The sequence below is a fragment of the Halanaerobacter jeridensis genome (genome assembly GCF_016908315.1).
Classification (GTDB): Bacteria; Bacillota; Halanaerobiia; order Halobacteroidales; family Halobacteroidaceae; genus Halanaerobacter; species Halanaerobacter jeridensis.
Genome location: NZ_JAFBDQ010000001.1, coordinates 77709 through 97327, shown reverse-complemented (window position 1 = coordinate 97327; position 19619 = coordinate 77709). Strand labels below are relative to the sequence as shown.

The following is a 19619-nucleotide window of genomic DNA, read 5'->3' as shown; positions in this document are numbered from 1 at the left end:
TTACTTCTAGACAAATTGATTTTTTCCTTGCTTAAAACAAATATAGGTGAAGAGGGAAGTTAGACCCACTCTTCACCTAGGTTTATAGGCTCTTTATAGCTACCTTAATTAAGCATTCCACTAAGAAAAATATCAATCACTTCTTCTCTAATTTTATCAACTGCCACCTCTCCTTTAAACATAAACCAATGTAAAGCAGTCAAATTAACCATCCCTATCAATGATACAGCAGCAACCTCAGGATCTTTTGCTTTAAATTCATTTTCCTCAATTCCTTCTTCGATAATTCCTTCGATTACTACTGTATAATCACTACGAATTTCTTTAATATTTTCTTCAAACTTATTTTTATACCCCCAAAACTCTCTAGTTAAAAATCTACAAAAATCACAATGTTTTTTGTAAAACTCTAACTGTACCTCAACTACTTTCTTTATTTTATCAGTAGCACTTTCAATACCCTCAATTTCTCTTTTAATTACTTCAGTTAATCTTTCGAACCCATAACTCATTAAAGAAGAAACCAAATCTTCTTTATCTTCAAAATAGCGGTATAAAGTACCTTTTCCCACTCCTGCTTCTTGAGAAATTTCTTTCATTGTAGTCCCCGTAGTACCTTTTTCGGAAAATTTTTTAACTGCAGCATTAAATATTTTTTCTCGTTTTGGGTTCATACTTTCAGCTCCCTATAAATTAAAAATCATATTTGAATTTAGCAGATAGATAATCATTTTCATCAAATTGACCAAAGTCTGTATGATTCTCACCTTCAAATAATTTATAGTTCAAAATCAAGCTCGTATCATCCTTTAATTTCAACTCTAATTCATTATCTAAAACATAATCTTCTCTTTCTAAATTATAAATTAATGTTACTGCTGGCAATACTGTCTGATTTTTAAACTCATCACTAACTTCTAGTGATAATAAATTTGTAAAATACTCGTTATCTTGATTCTGCTGTATATCATAAGAATTATCTTCTATCTCTTCATGATCTAAAATGTATTCACTCTTAACCTGTAAATTAACATTCACATTATGCAGGGGTAAATTTCTATCGCCGCCAATTAACCACGCGATTTTATTATTACGTACTTCAGGATCATCACCTGATGTATCATCAGTTCTATAATAAGCTAATTCTGCTCGAGAATTAATTCCTGCAATTACTGAACTCATTTCAGCACCGAAAACACTAACCTGATCATAATGTAAGTTTAAATCATATAAAAATGATTTGGCATCAGAATAATTTGTCTTGCTATTTGTCTTATAATCATTTTTCAACTTTTCAATTGCCTTCTCATCCATACTAGGTCGCTTTAAATATCCTCGATAAAAGGAAAACCCATAATCATAACCGGCTTTAGAATTAGTATATCGCAATCCAAACTGCCCATCCTCAATTTCTTGTTGGGAATTTTTCTCTAAATCACCCTTTACCTCAGTAGCACTAGCTATTCCAAACTGATCTATTAATACCGGCTCTAAATCATTCATTTGCTGTATCTCATTAGTCACCCAATGACCACTTGTAGCTAAATTATCAGGAGTAAAGTTAGGTGTATAGACTGCTTCTAATGTTCCTCTACCCAAATAATAATTCATTTTAAACATTTCTTCCCCAATCTGTCTGTCTAAATAATCTGGATTAATAAAGTCCGTTAAATCTTCACCATTTAAATTATCAACTACATGCAGTTTATCTCCTTTACCCCACACTTCTTTCTTCTTCCCCACTACTAAATCATAATTATCATAATAAAATCTCATAGTAGCTTCTTCAATTTTAACATTATCATCGGCATTTTCATCAAAATTCAAGGTTACGTCAATCTCTGAATTACCTTTAGTATAATTTAAATTTAAATCTAAAATGGGATCAGAATAAATATCTGATGTACCATTCTTATCTAGAATAGCTCTAGTATCTAATTCTAAAGTACCACTCCAACTTAATTTTTCTTCTGTCTGACTACCAAAAGAGCTAGAAGAAAAAGCACTTTCAGTACTTGATTTATCATCTGAGTTTTTTGCTCCGAAAGCACTTTCTGCTGCCTGCACAGACGTGCCTAATAAACTTATTATTAACACCATACTTAACATAATAAATGTAAATCGTTTCATCTATTCTCCCCCCTTTGTTTAACAATTATTACTTTCGATTAAATTTAATCTTCATCTTTATTTTCCAATTTTAACGTGATATTTATCTACCCTGCTTTAAGAAACGTTGTGTGAATCGTTTTGGACTAATCTTTTTATCATATTCAATAAACGGCTGTCCTGATTGATTTCGTTTAATATACAACCGAGTTTTATGGTCTGCTTCTTTGTCTTCCATTATTGCATTAAATACTGTCCAATACCCACTTATTTTTTCAATATTCTGTTTGATTGTTAATACTTTTTCAATTTCATTAGTCTTTTTACTATACATTTCAACTCGTACTGGGATATCATGTTTTTTAGTAACCCAAGAAATTCTTTTCGCATATTGGGCCTCTTCTTTATCTTTAGGTATAGATTCTACCACATAACACTCATATTTATCTAATTTTTCTTCCCTTAATAATTGATGATTATCTTCTTCAACATCTCTAGTTTCTAAATCATCATAAGTAAAGTCAGACCCAACAAAAGAATCATCACCTTGGTCAGAAGCAATTCTTCTAACTCGACCTAGACCCGGTAAATAAATCCACTTATCATCACCACGATTTTTATTCTCAACTTGTAAAAATCTAGTTCCAGCAATTGAAGCAGGATTTTGAAATTCCATTACTACTTGTGATAAGTCTTCTTCTTTGTTATATTTCATCCCCCAAATTTCTAAAGTCCTTTCTCTAACATTTCCATCTTCATCAATCAAATCCATTCCCATTAAAGCATGCATAGTATCGCCTTCATTTAAAACTCCTTCGGCTTCATCCATTACTTCTTTTCCTGTAATAGCAAAGACAGAAGTGCTCATTAAAAGCATTAATACTAACGTTAAAATCAAACTTCTTTTAACTTTCATTTCTTAACCCCTCCTCATAATAGTCAAAACATTACTGGTCTACTAAACCATCGTTTTCATGTAATATTAATCTTAGCTTACGGGGCTCAAAACGCGAGCCCCTATAGCTCTAGTCTCTCTACTTAGAGCTTATTAAGTACCTACGAGTTTAAAAAGCAAAACTCTCCGTGTAGCCCACAGTCCCTAGCTTTGTTACTAATTATATTGCGCAATCAAAATACAATACATTTTACAGATTACTGTGATTCCGCAATCTATATGCATTGTTTTATTGCTAGGTTGCCTACTTGCTTATAAAGTCAGGCTGAAATAAATTCAATAATGCTGGTAAAATAGTCATTGATGCTATAGAAGAAGTGATCATTGTCAACATTACTAATAAACCTAAATTTACTAACGGATAAAAATTAGAGAATAATAATACTGCAAAACCTGCTGCTACTGAAGCAGCGTTAAAGATAATTGCCTTTCCTGCTGTTAATATAGTATTTTGACAAACTTCTTCTAAATCTTCACTGCGCTGACGTTCATAATGATATGCAGATAAGAAATGAATAGTATAATCAACTCCAATTCCAATCGCAATTGAAGCTACCATTGCTGTTCCAATATCTAATTTTATTCCAGTATAACCCATAATTCCAAAATTGATTAATAAAGAAATCCCTAATGGAATAATACCATATAATCCTGCTATCACAGATCGATATGTGACTGCTACTATCAAAAATACTACTACCAAAGATACTAGAATACTCATAATCTGACTTGATACAATTAAATTATTCACAGCTAAAGACATATCTGCATAACCGGCCATTGAAACTTCATATCCGTCCGGAAAATAATGCTCAATATAATTTTGTATATCCTTTTTAATTTTTTTAATTACAATATTACTACCTGTTTTTATCTGCACCATCATTCGTCCTTTAGAAGGCTCTAGTTGTTCGTTGATTAAATCATCTAAACTTCCTGAATACATTAATAAATACTGTGAAACTAAATTTTTCAATTGTTCTCTATTTTGAGCTGGATATTTTTCTGGATGGTACGGCACTTCATTATAAGCTGCCCCCATATAATTCAATTCTTTACTCACAGCATCAACTAATTCTTCACCTGTTAAATCTAATTTTTCTGCTCTCACTACTGCCTTATTTAATAGTTTAATCACTTCTTTTTCAGACATTTTTTTAGTAGACGGAGCCAGATTTTTAACTTCTTCATTAGCACTTTCAGACTCTTTTTCTTTACTGCTACTGCCAAAATCTGAAGTTGTTTCTTCACTAAAGTCACTAGTTGTTTCAGACCCAAAATCACTCGTGTTCTCTTCTCCAAAACTGCTCGTTGTTTCTTGACCAAAATCTGAAGTTGTCTCATTTTCACTTAAATCTTCAGTCTGCGATTGATTAGTATCTTCAGTTTCTTCTTCAGGGTAATGCATAACTTGGTTCATTCGTTTAATAAAATCTGCTACTGAAGTGACTTTCCCTACTTGATCATATTTATTAATTAAATACTTATTTAAGTTATCCATTTCTTTTAAAACTTCTGGATTAGTAAGACTGCCATCATTAGGACCATCAATCATTACATTTAGAATATTAGTCCCACTAAAGTTTTGATTAATAAATTGATCTGCTTTTCTAATTTCTGTATCTTCTCTAAACATTTCAATCATGACATTATCAATTACTACTTTAGAAATTCCATATAACGAAGCTATCATTATTATAATCGCTAATACCAATACTCTAACTCTAGCTCCAGAAAAATAACTATATAATTTCATCAAAACCCCATTGATAATACTATCTTCTTTTTCTTCTTCATTATATTCTAAATTACCATGCTGAGCTAATAGAATTGCAGGTATTAATGTCAAAGCAACAATTAAAGCTGTAAAAACTCCTATAGCAGTAAAAATACCAAACTCTTTAATTGGAATAATACTACTAGTTGCTAAAGAAGAAAAACCTACAATAGTTGTTAGCCCTGCTAGTAAAACAGGTTTACCTACCTTTTTAACAGTTTTAAATACTATTTCGCGATGTTTTTCTTCAGTTAGATTATGTTTACTTTCTTTTCTCAAGTCATCATAATAATGACTAATAATATGAATTCCATAAGCACTTCCGACTGCTACTAATAACACTGGAATAACTGTAGAAACCATTGTCAGCTCTATTCCTAATAAAGCCATTATTCCTAAAGCCCAAATTGTACTAATAGAAACAGTTAACATTGGTAAAATTACTCCACCAATATTTTTAAAGGATAAATAGAGTACAATTAATACTACAGCAATTACAAATGGTACTAGTCTCCTTAAATCTGATTCCATATTATTTCCCATTAGTACATTAACAGCTGGACTACCTGCTAAATAAAATTCAAAATCATGCTTATTGTATTTTTTTAGCTTATTCTTTATATTATTGTAAACTTCTTCTTTTTCTTCAATCGCTAATCCTTTTTTTAGTTGCACTCTAATCTGCGTTGAAGCTAAATCATCTGAATACAAATTCCCTCGATATAAATCCCAAGCTAATAATTTTTCTTTTAGATCATAGATATCACTTTGACTTTTTGGTAATTCTTCAACTAATTCTTCTACTTTCATTCCTTTACTAGTTCCAGAAATATAATCAGCATTAGTTATTGAAGTTACCTCATCAACATTAACAATTTCTTCTAGAGATTTAGTTATTTGTGATATTTCTTTAATATTTTGCTGATTCAATAAATCTCCTTTTTTACTCTTAATTGCTAAGCCAATAATATCTGAACTACCATATATATCTTCCATCTTATTATTAGCTACTTTAGCAGGATGATCTTCTGGCAAAAAGATCTTAACTGCATTATTGATTTTTATATTTGGTAATTGAAAAGCAAAAAATATAGTTATTATAGCTATAATCCCAATAACCACCCACGGCCATTTTAGTATTCTCTGCATAATTTTTCCTCCTTATATTTTTCTATCAGAACTGACCAGTCAGTTCTATTTGTTTATATTATATTTATTAGAGAAGAGTTTGTCAACTAGAACCTAAAATTAATTTTAACCCGTGGGCCAATTATCAGTATCATACTTATCTACTTACCACTACTTTGAACTTGATTGTTTTCGCCTTTAGAGCATTTAAATCCCCAACGAGCAACTAATTTGCCTTCTTGATGAATATTAATTATCTCACAATGATTAGGACACTGCTGACATTCAAAACTAGAAGCAGTATAATCAAAGTCAGAGACATTAAAACCATTAAAATTACTTTCATCATTTTCTTGCACTGCTTCTTTGGCTAATAATGCTGAACCAAAAGCCCCCATTACATTATAGTATTTTGGAACGATCACCTCTGTATCTAATTCACCTTCAAAAGCTGCCTTGATGCCTTGATTAGCAGCTACTCCCCCTTGAAATATAATCGGCTCTAATATTTCTTTACCTTGTCCCACATTATTTAAATAGTTCCTTACTAACGCTTGCGATAAACCTGCAATAATATCTTCTAGACTATGCCCTAGCTGTTGTTTATGAATCATATCAGATTCAGCAAATACAGAACAGCGCCCAGCAATTCTAACTGGATTATCAGATTCCAATGCTAGCTCTCCAAATTTTTCAATTGCTAATTCTAATCTACTTGCCTGCTGGTCTAAAAAGGAACCAGTTCCAGCTGCACAAACTGTATTCATAGCAAAGTCTACTACTATTCCGTCCCGTAAAATAATAATTTTAGAATCTTGACCGCCGATTTCTAAAATAGTCTTAACTCCTGGAACTAAATGAGACCCTGCTACTGCATGAGCAGTTATTTCATTTTTAACTACATCTGCCCCCACTATTACTCCTGCTAATTCTCTAGCACTACCAGTAGTACCTACTCCCATAATCTCAACTTCTAGATTTTCTTCTATTTTTTTTAATCCATTTTGGATAGCATCAATTGGCTGTCCATTCGTTCTTAAATATAACTTTTTTATTAACTTATTATCAGTTCCTAATACTACTATATTTGTACTTACAGAACCTACATCAATACCTAGAAACCCTTTTTTCATATTACCTCTCCTTTTTGATGATTGCGTTTTAATAAATCTATAAATGCTTCTAAACGAGTAATTACACCAGCTTCACCTGTATGTTCATCAACTGTAATAGATAATACTGGGAGGTCTAAATCTTGACTTACCCGCGGTAAAATGCTTTTAGCAATAATTTCAGGCATGCAAGTAAAAGGACTTAGATGAATAACACCATCATAATTATCTTGAGCATACAAAAATGTTTCTCCAATTGTTTCTAAACCGTGTCCTCCTACCATATGCTGCAAATAGGGTCTTGCAGCCTCCTTAATTTCTTCATGTTTAGTTTCATCTTTGAAATGACCTAAATAGAGATGTTCTTTCACCCACTGGGTCAAAGTTAACGACCTATCTACAACAATTCCTCTTTCTCCTAATTTTTTCTCTATAGCAAAATTAACTGCTGGCTCTAAAACAACATAAATTTCTCCTACGATTCCTACTTTTAAAGGAGAAAAATTTTGGCGTTGTGGTAATTGCTTTAATTCAGTCTGATAACTTTGCTCTAGTTTTTCAATTTCAATTATTCGTTTTGCTGCGTCTATTTCAGTTAAAGCCTGTTCATACATTTCCTGGGCTAACTTTCGATCTTGTGCATAAGCCCTAATCTGGTTAACTGTCTTAGCCAAATTATCAACTGCTGTCCCTTTAGCCCAAGCTCTCTGCCAAGCTTGCTTTAAATTAAACCAAGAGATATTAGTTAATAATAACTTTAATTTCTTATAAAAACCCCACCAATCATTTTGGATTGGTTCTACGATAATCATCTTAAAATCATAACCTAAATCTTCTAATATTTTTCTTTCTACCTCACCATAATATCCAAATCTACATGGTCCAACTCCGCCTCCCATAATGATGGTGTCTGCTCCATTTTCTAAAGCCTCAATATAGTTTCCAATATTTATTTTCAAAGGTAAGCAAGCAAATTCTGGCGAATGTTTAACTCCTAAATCTAAAGTCTTTTGAGTAATTTTAGGAGGGGGTATTACCTCTAATCCTAATTCTTCTAATAAAGTTTTAACAGCAATCTCCATAGTCCCCATTTGAGGAAAAGTAACTTTCATTTTAGTTATCCCTCCACTTAAGCATATCTATAAAGGCTTCTAATCTAGTAATCAACCCTGCTTCTCCAGTATGCTCATCTAAATTAAGACTCATAAAAGGCAAATCAGTTTTGTCTCGTGCTTCACGTGCAATCATTTCCCCTACTAATGAATCAGATCCACAGCCAAAAGCAGTTAATTGAATAATACCATCAATCTCATTATTCTCAAAAAAATGATAGGCTGTTCCTAACATTCGTTCACTAAATGTCCAAAACATATCCTTAGACACTTGTGATAAACCAGACTTTAGTTCTCTCTTATCTAACATTTCAGTTGTAACTGCCCTAACACCTAACTCTTTTAACTTATTAATGAGACCCATATTAATATAATCATCATAAACTATATATTCATGTCCTAAGATTCCAACTTTATATTGCCCCCTCTGCTTTTGTCTGTTCGAAGGATACTGAATAGATCTTTTAAATGCTAAATAGCCTTGTACAAATGCTTTTAAAGATTGATAATAACTTTTATTCAATTGCTGAGTAATTTCTAAAGCTACTTTTAGCAAATTACTTTTCCTGTCTCTTAAATCGATTGTTACATCAATTAATTTAGGTAGTCCTGTAATTGATGACTTGACCATTTCAGGCAGTCCTAGAAACTTAGGACATAAATATTTATTTTTCTCTACACTTACTAAGCGAGGTACAAAGATATAATCACTCTTATCTTTAAGATATTCAACATGCCCTAAAAATAACTTAACAGGCAAACATGCCTCTTCTTCAGCTACTTTAACTCCTCGGTCAAGTATATATTTAGTAGAAGATTTGGCTTTAACTATTTCACAATCTAGACTTTCAAAAAAAGTTTCCCATCCTTCATAATATCTGTGATATAATAAAGCACGAGGCAATCCAATCTTAATCTTTGACATTTTCTCACTCCTTAAACTTCATTTTCTCGTTTGATCTTCTAATTGGTGTACATTACTACGTCTTTTATCTAAACTTAAAGTTGACTGACGAATAAAATAAGTTTTTAATGCTTGCCAATTAAATGGTAGCAACGGCCATAAATATGGAGTGCCAAAAGATTTGCTTAAAGCAAAAATCAAGAAAACAATAACACTTCCCACTATCAATCCAAGTCCTTTAAATAAAATTACTGCTATTATTAAAAATAATCTAAACAACTTCAGGGTCAAGGAAAATTCAAACCCTGGAATAGTAAAACTACTAATGGCTGCAATTGCCATATATAATATTACTTCTGGTGCAAATAATCCTACCTTTACAGAAAACTCTCCCAGCATTAAAGCACCAATCAAACCTAAAGAAGTCGCTAAAGAACTAGGAGTTTGAATGGACGCAATTCTAATTAAATCAATACCTATACTTGCCAGAACAAATTGAATCCCCAAGGGAATTTTGCCGATTTCTTTAGGACCGATAATTTGTAATATTTCTGGTAACCAGTTAGGATTATAAGCAAATAATAACCATAAAGCAGGTAAAAAGAGAGAAATTAAAATAGAACATAAACGTAACAAATTAATATAAGTGCCTGGAATAGGAGGTTGTCTATAATCCTCTAAGGTTTGAGTATGGTCAAACATGGTAGCTGGCAATAACAACACTGTAGGAGAATTATCCACAATTACACAAATCTTGCCCTCTAATAAATGTGAGGAAGCAATATCAGCTCGATTAGTATATCTTACTTTAGGTAATAGATTAAATTTATCTCCTACTAAATAATCTTCTATTGTTCTATCAGCTAAAGGAAGCCCATCAACTTCTATTTTATTTAATCTATCTTTAATATCTTCCACTAGACTAAGGTTAGCAATATCATCGATATAAACTACACATGTATCAGTTTGAGACCTCTGACCAACCTTTATCACTTCAGCTCTTAACTTAGGGTCCCTAATTCTTCTACGAATCATTTGTAAATTAAATAACATAGTTTCAATAAAACCATCTTCTGGACCTCTAGTTGCTTTTTCTAATTCTGGCTCTTCTGGAGTACGACTCATCCAAGTTCGAGCATCAATAATAATGGCTTGATCTATCCCATCAATTAATAATGCTTGTGGACCAGATAAAACTTCATCAATCAAATCATCGATTTTATCAACTACTGTAACTTCTAAAATTGGTAATCGATTATTTAATAATTTTTTTAATACATCTATACTTATTTCTTCCCTTTTGGTCTTCATTAAAAATTCTAAAATTTTATTTAATAAATCTCCTTTAGCAAAACTATCGATAAAAACTAAACTTACTTCTTTATCTCCAATTTCAAAATCACGATTAACCAAATCAAAGGTTTTTGGCCCACCTATTTCTTCTTTAATTGCTGTTAAATTTTTAGATAAATCTTTGCTAATTTCCAACTTCATATTCACTCCTTTGTAGTATCTCTGAAATTGCTCTAGTAGTTATTGGAGCACCTTGCTCAACTGAATCTTTGTCATCCATTTTTCCTATATCACCAATACCAACAATTAATGTATCAGATAACATATTAAGCATATCAAGAGTATCTCCCTCTAAAGTTTTGTGTCCTACTGCTTCTGCTTTTCCTATCTTATCAACTGGCTCTTTGACTAATTCTTGATTCTGAGTAATTGAAAAATCAGGTGTAATTCCTTGAACTTTTTTCAAATCTGAAGCTACAGCTAAAACACCTATAATTTCAATTTCAGGCGCTCTTAAAACTTCTAAAAATGCTTTTTCACCTAATCCTGCCCCTACTTCTCCTTGGTCATCAAACATTACTATTACTGGCTCATCAGCACAATCTTTTATTTTAGTAATTATTTCTGAACCAGAAATAGTTGTAGGGTTACCAGCTGATTCATAAATAACAGTTAAATTTAATTGTTCAGCTGCCTTTTGCACAGCTTTAGCTGCTGTCGAATCACCATCAGTAACTGCTACAACTTTATTATTTCCCATTTTATTCTCCTTTATGAATTGAAATTCAAAAACTATTTTTCACTCTTATTCTTGGGGGTTGAAAATAACAGCTATTAAAAAACTAATAATTATTGCTGCGCTAACACCTGCACTAGCAATTTCTAATGCACCAGTAAATAATCCTAAAACCCCACTTTGTTCTACTTCCATTAATACCCCTTTAGTTAATATAAAACCAAAATTCATTACTGGTACAGTTACTCCTGCCCCTGCTATATCTATTAATTGTGAATAAATTCCCAGCCCAGTTAAACAACATCCAATAACAACTAATAAGACTAATAAATGAGCTGGAGTATAATTACTAAAATCAAGAAATAGTTGCCCACTAGCACAAATTAATCCTCCTACTAAAAAAGATAATAAATAAATGATCATTTTCATTCAACTCCTGACAAATCTTCAATTGAAGTGGCTAAGCTTTGTCTAATATCTTCGCGCCCAATCCCAGAAGTTAAATGCCCTGTACTTTCTAAAGCTACTGCATGAGCTATACTAGGAATTGTTTCTCCTTGTAAAGAAATTGTCGGATTTAATAATGCTCCTGTTCCTAAAACTAAAATTTTATCATAATTATTATGCATAATTTGTGGTAATAAATATGATGCTGTAACTACAGCTGAACAGCCACAACCACTTCCTCCTGCTCCTACTTTTTGACTTGAATTATAAATTAAAACTCCACAATCATCATAATTATCCTGAACTTGACATCCTTGTTCTGCTAATAATTCGATGGTTAATGATTTCCCAACTTTTCCTAAATCTCCAGTGATAATCAGATCATAATAATTCGGACTACGTCCTGTATCTTCTAAATGCTGCAAAATTGTATCAGCAGCCGCAGGAGCCATTGCCCCCCCCATATCTTGAGGATTTGCTATTCCTAAATCAACTATTTTACCAAAGGTAGCTTCAGTTAATTTTACTCCTCCAGTCTGATTAGAAACAATCATTGTTCCTCCTCCAGTAACTGTACGCTGTTTATAAGACGGATACTTATCGCCATATTCATTAGGGGTTCTAAATTGTCTTTCAGTAGCTTGATAATGACTCGAAGTAAATGCTAAAATATTATTCGCTGCACCACCATCAACCATTAATCCAGCCATCGCTAATGCTTCAATCATTGTTGAACATGCTCCATAAAGCCCTAAAAAAGCAGCAGGAAAATTACGAGCAGCAAAATTAGAAGCAACAATTTGATTTAATAAATCTCCTGCTAATAAATAATCAATTTCATTTTGGGCCAAACTGACTTTTTCTAAGGCTTTAGCTAATACATCTTCTGTCATTTTAACCTGGGCCAATTCCCAAGATTTCTGTTGATGATAAGCATCTTTTAGAACCTGGTCAAAGTATTCTCCTAAGGGTCCTTCAAATTCTTTTTTTCCTACAATTGAAGCAGAAGAAATGATTTGAGGTGAATTATCAAATTGAATTGTTTGTTGACCAAGCTTTTTCATGCTTTCACCTCATTTCTAAATTATTAATAGTTTTAAAATTCCTACTAACATAGCAGTTAACATCCCATAAGTCAATACAGGGCCAACAATCGAATATACTTGAGTGCCAGTTCCTAAAATATATCCCTCCTGTTTATACTCTAAAGCCGGTGACACTACTGCATTAGCAAATCCAGTAATGGGCACAATTGTTCCTGCCCCTGCTATCTGAGCCAGTTCATCATAGATGCCTAAACCAGTTAATAAGCCTCCAATTAAAATTAAAACTATTGTGGTTAAGGTTCCCGCTTGAGTTGGATTAAAGTTAAAAAAAACAAATAAATTATTAATGATTTGACCTACCAAACAGATACTACCACCAAATAAATAGGCTAAGAAAAAATTTTTTAGTTTAGATTCTTGCGGATGATGTTTGTTTACCATTTTTTTATAATCTTGAATAGATTTATCTATTTGTGCCATCTTTCAACCCCCTTAGCAATGATTATTATGACCATAATTGAGGATAAAACCAATAAATTAAAGAACCTATTACTTTACCTAAAATAAGAAAAAATAGTAGAGTTTTAATTCTATTTTCTAAATTTACTCTTTTACTTAAAATAGGAAGGGCTTTTAAAGTTTCAGTTAATGCTGCAGCTATTAATCCGACAAAAATTCCAAAAATAAAACCAATAATAATAGTTAATACTTCATTTAAAAGATAAATTTGTGGTAACTGCCAAGTATAAAATTGAAAATAAGTAGCAGTTATTGCTCCTAAAACAACAACTGCTTGATAATCCTTTAGATATTGATTACTACTTCCAAATCTAATTAAACGTGGAATTATTTTAAGAACTAATAAAAAAGCTGCTAATCCTGAACCAATAATTACTCCTTCCGAAAATCCAACTAATATTAAAAAAAATTCTAGCATTATTAACACCTAACCTAACTACTATCTAATTCTTCCTTCTTATATATAGCATATTGATTTATCTTATCTTCATATAAGAACATTTCTATTTCTAATGGGCTAGGATCACTATCAAATTTAAAGCTCAAAAAGTTATTAAAAAAAATAATCATTCCACAAGCTATTCCTAAAGAATAAGGAATCTCTAATAATAAAGGATTGTTTTTTTCTTGACCCATAATCATTTGATACACTTCTTGATGTACTTGTTTAATATTTACATCAGCATGAAAATGCATAATTGCCATGCCAGAGCCAATAAATAAAACTATCCCTACTAAACAAACAACTAAAAAGGAAGGTTGGGTATTAGACAACAAAGATTTATTATTGGAAGGTTCCCGAGCAACAACATCAATCACTAAATTATTTGTCCCTAAGTGTTTAAGACTAGCCTTAGGAAATTTATCTTTAATAGCTGTTATAACTTCTAATGAAGAAACTACAATTGAAGTTTCTGGCTTTTGTTTTACCGTTTTAATTAAAATATTCTTTAATTTTTCTTCTATTTCAGGTGGAGCAATTATATTGACTAAGTCTGATAACAATAAGTCTTGTCCAGAGTAAGCAGTTAGGTCATTTTTTAATTTTAAAAAAATTTCCGGTGGCAGCTCATTATTCATAAGAGACAACACTTATCCGCTGCGGTGCAAAAACTTTTTTAGCTCGAGATGAAACTTCATCTTGAAAAAATATTCCACTATTCACCAACCACAGGCTAATAAATATAATAAATACTACACAAAATAAAATAATCACAAATTTATTGTTTTTCATTATAATCTACTCCTTATGAAGTAATCTGGCTTCTTAATAAGATATTATGTGCAAATGTGAATTTATCATACAAAAAAATAAAAAAGATCGGCAGTTGCCGATCTTTTTTATTACAATTTAATTATGTTTTGCATGACTAGTTTTTAATTCCAGATTGATTTCCTTTTAATTTATCACGGATATTATTCAATATTTTCTTCTCTAACCTTGAAACTTGAGCTTGTGAAACTCCAATCAAATCAGCAATTTCTGATTGGCTCTTGTCATCAAAATATCGCAACTTAATAATTCTTTTAGCTCTAGGGGTAAGGTCTTTTAATATTTGAGATAATGTTAAACGATTAATTTCTTTTTCATAAATATCATCCTCAGACATTAACTGGTCTATTAGTTTTAAGCTATCATCTCCTTGTTGATAGACCTTATCATAAATTGAGCTTGGCGTTTGTGCTGCTTCTAAAGCACTAACTATTTGTTGAGATGATAAATTCAAAGCACTACTCAATTCTTGAATTGTAGCTTCTCTTTTGAATTCCTTATTTAATTGCTCCTGCATTTTCTTTATTTGCTTAGCCCTTTGCTTTAAAGTCCGACCAATTTTAATCTGTTCATCATCTCTTAAATAAGACCTGATCTTACCAATAATCACAGGAACTGCATAAGTAGAAAATTCAACTTTTCTACTTAAATCAAAGTTTTCAATTGCCTTCATTAAGCCAATAGTTCCTACTTGAAAGATTTCATCAATTTGATATTGTTCTGTTTTAAAACGATGGGCTATTTTTAAAACTAAGCGTAAATTATGACAAACTAATTTATCTTTAGCTATTTTATCTCCCTGTTGAGCTTGAGCTAATAATTCTTTTGTTTCAGGCGTAGACAATAATTCCTTTTCTTTAATTTTATTAAATTCAATCATAGTTATTGAGCCTAATTGATCTGTTTTTTTATCTGTTCAGGAGATTTAATCATTTTTATTTTAGTACCTACTTCTACTTTGGAATCTATTTCTACCTTATCCATAAATGAATTAATAAAGGTTAATCCTAATCCCATTCTTTCATCAGTAGTAGTATAAGAAGCTTTAAATGCTTCTTTTGGATTTGCCATTCCTACTCCCTCATCAACTACTACTATAATCAATTGATTATGGCTTAATTCCATACTTATTTCAATTTCTCCATTTTCTTCTTGATAACCATGGACAATAGCATTAGATACAGCCTCTGAAATAGCCACCTTCAATTCTTCAATTTCTGATACAGTAAAGTCTAACTGTGCTGCAAAAGATGCAGCAGTTATTCTAGCTAAACCTAAATTATCAGTTTGGCTTTTAATAATTAACTTTGCATAATTTCCCAATTAAATTACCTCCTTTGCAATTTTTCTAACGCTTCCCTTTGAGAAGAATAAACTTTAATTATATTTAATAGACCTGATAACTCAAATATTCTCTTTAAAGTAGGATTTATATTTATTATAACTATTTTTCCTCCCCTTTTCTTTATTTTTTTATAGATACTTAAAATAGCTCCAATCCCTGAACTATCTATCACATCAATAGACTGAAGGTCTAAAATTAAATTATTGATTTCTTTTTTTAAATAACTGCTAATTTGCTTTTTAAAATATTCAGCAGTATGTAGATCAAAATTACCATTTATTCTAACAATTAAATTCGAAGTAATCTTTTCCGCTATTAATTTCATTTTCCCACCCCCTCCTTTAAGTTATATTTTCATCATTAACCATATTTTTCCTTTAAATTTTCCGAGATAAATATAAAAAAAGTCAATCATAATGATTGACTTTAGATCAAACGATTAAATTACTAACAAATTTAGTAAATAAGTTAGTAATGATTTTTAAAAAACTAGCTTTTTTCACATTATCTTGGGCAACTAAATTTACTGACCCAATTCTTTCTTCCCCTTTAAAAACTAAAATTTTTCCTATTTTATCACCTTTTTTAATTGGAGCAGTTACTTCTTGCTTCAAAATAGTCCTTTTTAATAATTTATTCTCTTCTCCTTTTAAGAATGAAACAGTTAATCCCTTCTCTGATACTGCAGTGACTTCTTGTTGTTCTCCTTTAAAAACTTTTATTTCCCCTATGATTTCATCAGCCTTAACTACTAATAAAGAGCGATAGATATTAAAGGCAGATGATAATAAAAGTTTACTTTCTTCAAAACGAACTTGAGAACTTGGCGCTTTCATAATTACTGATATAAAACGTAATCCGTCTTTTTTAGCAGTTGCTGACAAACAAAATTCTGCCTCTGAAGTATAACCGGTCTTAACTCCATCTGCTCCCTCATAAAATCTAACTAATTTATTCGTATTACGTAAAAAAGAATCTCCATCTCGCAAATGATCAATCCACACAGAAGTATAGTTTAATATCTGAGGATATTGCAATAGTTCTTTCGTCATTAAAGCTATATCATGAGCTGTAGTATAATTTCCTTTTTCCTTATCCCCTTTAATTGGTAATCCATTAGTATTATAAAACTTAGTATTTTTCATTCCTAATTCTTTAGCCTTTAAATTCATCTGCTCTATAAATTCCTCTTCTCTTCCACATAAATACTCTGCTATTGCTACACAAGCATCATTAGCTGAAACAATTGCTACCGCTTTTAAAAGCTCTTCTAATTCCATTTTTTCTCCTGGCTCTAACCAAATTTGCGAACCACCCATACTAGCTGCATGTTCACTAACCATTATTTGATCAGTTAATTTAATGCGGTCTTCTTCTAATGCCTCCATTACTAATAACATGGTCATAATTTTAGTAATACTAGCTGGAGAAAGTTTCTTATCTGCCTTCTTTTCATATAAAATTCTTCCGCTATTAAACTCCATTAGTACTGCTGATTCAGATTTTAATTCAAAATCCAATCTGTTTGCAGTTACTGGCTTAGAAATAATAGCTAACAAGCAAAATAAAAACAAAATACTAAACAATAATTTATTCTTCTTAGCAATGGATACCACTTATTAAACACCTCGCTTTTTATTAATATATTTATTTACAACAAAAAATATTCATTAACTTTTTCGCGAAGTAAAACAAAATTAGACTAAAATTTACTAATGCTATCTTAGATAAAAATAATATTTAATAAAGCAAGGTGTTTTTAATTTTTTGTAGAATGCATATTATATAGACCAAAACCTATTTCTTATGTAATTTAAGGGAGGAATAAAATGTGAAAGCAGAATACATCAATCCTATTTTTAATGCTACTCAAAGTATTTTAAAAGATATGCTAGATGTCGAAATGGAAAGAGGAGACCTAGAAGCCAAAGAAAATCATTTCACAGCTGAAAAAATCAATGCATCAATTGGGGTTACAGGTGATTTAGAAGGATTTGTTTACTTTAGTATGACAGAAGATACAGCTTTAGCAATAGTTGAAAAAATGTCAGGAATGGAAATAGAAGAATTTAATGATTTAGCAAGTTCAGCAGTAGGTGAATTAGCTAATATTATTACTGGAAATTCAATTACCAATTTAAATAACCAAGGATTTCAATGTAATATTACTCCACCATCAATTACAGTCGGCGATAATTTACAAATTTCAACTGGTCCAGGCCAATTTTTAGCAATTCCTTTACACACAGAAATAGGTGATTTCATCATAAATGTTTCCCTTAAAAAATCATAGACACAAATTTTTTAAAACTACTAAAAGACCAGGAGGAAACCTGGTCTTTTAGTTATATTATTATTTTACTACATCATAGATCAACGGATTTTCTTCTGGTGCTTCTTTACCTATCTGATAAGCAGAATTAAGTTTATCTTTTGCTTCCTCCAAATCTTCTTCACTATCATAAATTAAGGTGGCTAAAGTTGAACCTGCTGTTACTTCATCTCCTACTTTCTTAGTTAACTCAATACCTACTGCCAAATCTATTTCATCTTCTTTTGTTGCACGACCTGCTCCTAATAACATTGCGCTTAAGCCAACATCTTTAGCCTTGATCTTTTGTACATATCCTGATTGTTGAGCTTTTATTTCCAATTTATTTTCCCCTTGCGGCAGTAATTGATAGTCATCTACTACTTCTGAATTACCACCTTGATTAGCAATCATTTCTTTTAGCTTATTTAATGCCGCACCATTATTGAGAGCTGTAGTTGCTTTATTAATTGCTTCTTCTTTAGTCTCCACAACATTAGATAACTGCAGCATTTGCGCAGCAAGAGTAATACATAGATTAGTTAAATCTTCAGGGCCTTCTCCTTTTAGAGTATCTATAGCCTCTTTAACTTCTAAACTATTTCCTACAGCTTTACCTAATGGTTGATTCATATCGGAAACTACTGCAATTACATCTCGCCCCACTTCTTCTCCAATTTCAACCATTGTTTCGGCTAATTCTAAAGCACCATCATAAGTTTTCATGAAGGCACCATCACCAGTTTTTACATCTAACACAATTCCGTCGGCTCCTGAAGCAATCTTTTTACTCATAATACTGCTAGCGATTAAAGGAATAGAATCTACAGTAGCTGTTACATCACGTAAAGCATAAAGTTTTTTATCTGCTGGAGCTAAATTACCTGTTTGACCAGCTACTGCTGCTCCAATTTGATTGACACTATTAATGAATTTTTCTGTACTTAAAGAGGTCTTAAAACCAGGAATTGCCTCTAATTTATCAATCGTACCACCAGTATGTCCTAAACCCCGGCCTGACATTTTAGCTACAGGAGCACCACAAGCAGCTACTAGAGGAGCTAAAATCAAAGTAGTTGTATCACCAACTCCACCTGTACTATGCTTGTCTACTTTAGTACCTTTAATCTTGCTTAAATCTATAGTTTCACCAGATTCAGCCATTGTCTTCGTTAACATAGCTGTTTCTTCTTTATCCATGCCTTGAAAATAGACTGCCATAGCCCAAGCTGATAATTGATAATCAGGAATATCACCATTAGTATAACCATTAATTAAGAAATCTATTTCATCAGCTTTTAATTTTCCACCTTCTTTTTTCGTCTCAATAATATCATTTGGTCGCATTATATCACCCCTATAATTGTAACAAGAATAGTAATGAGAAGTTAGTAAAGAGTAATCAGTACAAACACAAACTCAACCCTATTTTTTGTTATTATACAGACTTGGCACTGCCCAGTCTCTACATTTTCTTGTCACTGTCTTACTTTTTTCTCTTTACTCTTCCTCCGAGTCTTAAAATTCAAAGACTCTCCGTACAGTCCTAATC

Annotated in this window: 21 protein-coding genes; 1 reads left to right on the top strand and 20 read right to left on the bottom strand. The window is 31.6% G+C overall.

Annotated features, from left to right (window positions below; all coding sequences use genetic code 11):
• Positions 1-104: 104 nt before the first annotated feature.
• From JOC47_RS00520 to JOC47_RS00430, 19 genes are all read right to left on the bottom strand, one after another.
• Complete coding sequence (locus tag JOC47_RS00520; protein ID WP_204700003.1) at positions 105-674, bottom strand: TetR/AcrR family transcriptional regulator; 570 nt, start codon at positions 672-674, stop codon at positions 105-107.
• Positions 675-693: 19 nt separating this feature from the next.
• Positions 694-2130 (bottom strand): hypothetical protein, encoded by a 1437-nt coding sequence (locus JOC47_RS00515; protein WP_204700002.1) that lies wholly within the window; start codon positions 2128-2130, stop codon positions 694-696.
• An 82-nt stretch (positions 2131-2212) separates the two neighbouring features.
• Positions 2213-3025, bottom strand: coding sequence for an outer membrane lipoprotein-sorting protein (locus JOC47_RS00510; RefSeq protein WP_204700001.1), 813 nt, complete (start codon positions 3023-3025; stop codon positions 2213-2215).
• Between the two features lie 283 nt (positions 3026-3308).
• Positions 3309-5990, bottom strand: coding sequence for an efflux RND transporter permease subunit (locus JOC47_RS00505; protein WP_204700000.1), 2682 nt, complete (start codon positions 5988-5990; stop codon positions 3309-3311).
• Between the two features lie 140 nt (positions 5991-6130).
• The gene (locus JOC47_RS00500; protein ID WP_204699999.1) at positions 6131-7102 is read right to left on the bottom strand and encodes an acyl-CoA dehydratase activase; all 972 of its coding nucleotides are present in this window, start codon (positions 7100-7102) and stop codon (positions 6131-6133) included.
• The gene (locus JOC47_RS00495) at positions 7099-8193 is read right to left on the bottom strand and encodes an acyl-CoA dehydratase activase-related protein (protein WP_204699998.1); all 1095 of its coding nucleotides are present in this window, start codon (positions 8191-8193) and stop codon (positions 7099-7101) included. Before JOC47_RS00495 ends, JOC47_RS00500 begins: the two co-directional genes overlap by 4 nt.
• A gap of 1 nt (position 8194) precedes the next feature.
• Complete coding sequence (locus tag JOC47_RS00490; RefSeq protein ID WP_204699997.1) at positions 8195-9118, bottom strand: acyl-CoA dehydratase activase-related protein; 924 nt, start codon at positions 9116-9118, stop codon at positions 8195-8197.
• An 18-nt stretch (positions 9119-9136) separates the two neighbouring features.
• Complete coding sequence (locus JOC47_RS00485) at positions 9137-10591, bottom strand: spore germination protein (RefSeq protein ID WP_239550831.1); 1455 nt, start codon at positions 10589-10591, stop codon at positions 9137-9139.
• Complete coding sequence (locus JOC47_RS00480; RefSeq protein ID WP_204699995.1) at positions 10575-11150, bottom strand: stage V sporulation protein AE; 576 nt, start codon at positions 11148-11150, stop codon at positions 10575-10577. Before JOC47_RS00480 ends, JOC47_RS00485 begins: the two co-directional genes overlap by 17 nt.
• 45 nt (positions 11151-11195) lie before the next feature.
• Entirely contained in the window at positions 11196-11549 is a 354-nt protein-coding gene (gene spoVAE / locus JOC47_RS00475; protein WP_239550830.1) for a stage V sporulation protein AE, read from the bottom strand.
• A gap of 2 nt (positions 11550-11551) precedes the next feature.
• Positions 11552-12637: a stage V sporulation protein AD gene (gene spoVAD / locus JOC47_RS00470; RefSeq protein ID WP_204699994.1), complete on the bottom strand. Its 1086-nt coding sequence runs from the start codon at positions 12635-12637 to the stop codon at positions 11552-11554.
• A gap of 15 nt (positions 12638-12652) precedes the next feature.
• Positions 12653-13099, bottom strand: a complete 447-nt coding sequence (spoVAC, locus tag JOC47_RS00465; protein WP_204699993.1) for a stage V sporulation protein AC — start codon at positions 13097-13099, stop codon at positions 12653-12655.
• 25 nt (positions 13100-13124) lie between these two features.
• Positions 13125-13556 carry a stage V sporulation protein AB gene (locus tag JOC47_RS00460; protein ID WP_204699992.1) on the bottom strand — a complete coding sequence of 144 codons (432 nt, stop codon included), beginning with the start codon at positions 13554-13556 and terminating at the stop codon, positions 13125-13127.
• Positions 13557-13570: 14 nt separating this feature from the next.
• Positions 13571-14218, bottom strand: a complete 648-nt coding sequence (locus JOC47_RS00455) for a stage V sporulation protein AA (protein WP_204699991.1) — start codon at positions 14216-14218, stop codon at positions 13571-13573.
• Positions 14211-14372 carry a hypothetical protein gene (locus JOC47_RS00450; protein ID WP_204699990.1) on the bottom strand — a complete coding sequence of 54 codons (162 nt, stop codon included), beginning with the start codon at positions 14370-14372 and terminating at the stop codon, positions 14211-14213. Before JOC47_RS00450 ends, JOC47_RS00455 begins: the two co-directional genes overlap by 8 nt.
• Positions 14373-14508: 136 nt before the next feature.
• Entirely contained in the window at positions 14509-15291 is a 783-nt protein-coding gene (locus tag JOC47_RS00445; RefSeq protein WP_204699989.1) for a SigB/SigF/SigG family RNA polymerase sigma factor, read from the bottom strand.
• 11 nt (positions 15292-15302) lie between these two features.
• Positions 15303-15734: an anti-sigma F factor gene (spoIIAB, locus tag JOC47_RS00440; protein WP_204699988.1), complete on the bottom strand. Its 432-nt coding sequence runs from the start codon at positions 15732-15734 to the stop codon at positions 15303-15305.
• 5 nt (positions 15735-15739) lie between these two features.
• The gene (locus JOC47_RS00435; protein WP_204699987.1) at positions 15740-16081 is read right to left on the bottom strand and encodes an STAS domain-containing protein; all 342 of its coding nucleotides are present in this window, start codon (positions 16079-16081) and stop codon (positions 15740-15742) included.
• 106 nt (positions 16082-16187) lie between these two features.
• Positions 16188-17372, bottom strand: coding sequence for a D-alanyl-D-alanine carboxypeptidase family protein (locus JOC47_RS00430; protein ID WP_338035287.1), 1185 nt, complete (start codon positions 17370-17372; stop codon positions 16188-16190).
• Between the two features lie 215 nt (positions 17373-17587).
• Between JOC47_RS00430 and JOC47_RS00425 the strand changes: the two genes are divergently transcribed.
• The gene (locus JOC47_RS00425; RefSeq protein ID WP_204699986.1) at positions 17588-18049 is read left to right on the top strand and encodes a chemotaxis protein CheX; all 462 of its coding nucleotides are present in this window, start codon (positions 17588-17590) and stop codon (positions 18047-18049) included.
• 60 nt (positions 18050-18109) lie between these two features.
• On the opposite strand, the gene JOC47_RS00420 is transcribed toward JOC47_RS00425, so the two are convergent.
• Positions 18110-19414: a pyrimidine-nucleoside phosphorylase gene (locus JOC47_RS00420; protein ID WP_204699985.1), complete on the bottom strand. Its 1305-nt coding sequence runs from the start codon at positions 19412-19414 to the stop codon at positions 18110-18112.
• Positions 19415-19619 lie beyond the last annotated feature (205 nt).

What these genes read in the sequence shown, in the direction of transcription:
- JOC47_RS00520 (WP_204700003.1), bottom strand. Translation starts at nt 674, where the DNA reads ATGAACCCAAAACGAGAAAAAATATTTAATGCTGCAGTTAAAAAATTT.
- JOC47_RS00515 (WP_204700002.1), bottom strand. Translation starts at nt 2,130, where the DNA reads ATGAAACGATTTACATTTATTATGTTAAGTATGGTGTTAATAATAAGT.
- JOC47_RS00510 (WP_204700001.1), bottom strand. Translation starts at nt 3,025, where the DNA reads ATGAAAGTTAAAAGAAGTTTGATTTTAACGTTAGTATTAATGCTTTTA.
- JOC47_RS00505 (WP_204700000.1), bottom strand. Translation starts at nt 5,990, where the DNA reads ATGCAGAGAATACTAAAATGGCCGTGGGTGGTTATTGGGATTATAGCT.
- JOC47_RS00500 (WP_204699999.1), bottom strand. Translation starts at nt 7,102, where the DNA reads ATGAAAAAAGGGTTTCTAGGTATTGATGTAGGTTCTGTAAGTACAAAT.
- JOC47_RS00495 (WP_204699998.1), bottom strand. Translation starts at nt 8,193, where the DNA reads ATGAAAGTTACTTTTCCTCAAATGGGGACTATGGAGATTGCTGTTAAA.
- JOC47_RS00490 (WP_204699997.1), bottom strand. Translation starts at nt 9,118, where the DNA reads ATGTCAAAGATTAAGATTGGATTGCCTCGTGCTTTATTATATCACAGA.
- JOC47_RS00485 (WP_239550831.1), bottom strand. Translation starts at nt 10,591, where the DNA reads ATGAAGTTGGAAATTAGCAAAGATTTATCTAAAAATTTAACAGCAATT.
- JOC47_RS00480 (WP_204699995.1), bottom strand. Translation starts at nt 11,150, where the DNA reads ATGGGAAATAATAAAGTTGTAGCAGTTACTGATGGTGATTCGACAGCA.
- spoVAE (WP_239550830.1), bottom strand. Translation starts at nt 11,549, where the DNA reads ATGATCATTTATTTATTATCTTTTTTAGTAGGAGGATTAATTTGTGCT.
- spoVAD (WP_204699994.1), bottom strand. Translation starts at nt 12,637, where the DNA reads ATGAAAAAGCTTGGTCAACAAACAATTCAATTTGATAATTCACCTCAA.
- spoVAC (WP_204699993.1), bottom strand. Translation starts at nt 13,099, where the DNA reads ATGGCACAAATAGATAAATCTATTCAAGATTATAAAAAAATGGTAAAC.
- JOC47_RS00460 (WP_204699992.1), bottom strand. Translation starts at nt 13,556, where the DNA reads ATGCTAGAATTTTTTTTAATATTAGTTGGATTTTCGGAAGGAGTAATT.
- JOC47_RS00455 (WP_204699991.1), bottom strand. Translation starts at nt 14,218, where the DNA reads ATGAATAATGAGCTGCCACCGGAAATTTTTTTAAAATTAAAAAATGAC.
- JOC47_RS00450 (WP_204699990.1), bottom strand. Translation starts at nt 14,372, where the DNA reads ATGAAAAACAATAAATTTGTGATTATTTTATTTTGTGTAGTATTTATT.
- JOC47_RS00445 (WP_204699989.1), bottom strand. Translation starts at nt 15,291, where the DNA reads ATGATTGAATTTAATAAAATTAAAGAAAAGGAATTATTGTCTACGCCT.
- JOC47_RS00435 (WP_204699987.1), bottom strand. Translation starts at nt 16,081, where the DNA reads ATGAAATTAATAGCGGAAAAGATTACTTCGAATTTAATTGTTAGAATA.
- JOC47_RS00420 (WP_204699985.1), bottom strand. Translation starts at nt 19,414, where the DNA reads ATGCGACCAAATGATATTATTGAGACGAAAAAAGAAGGTGGAAAATTA.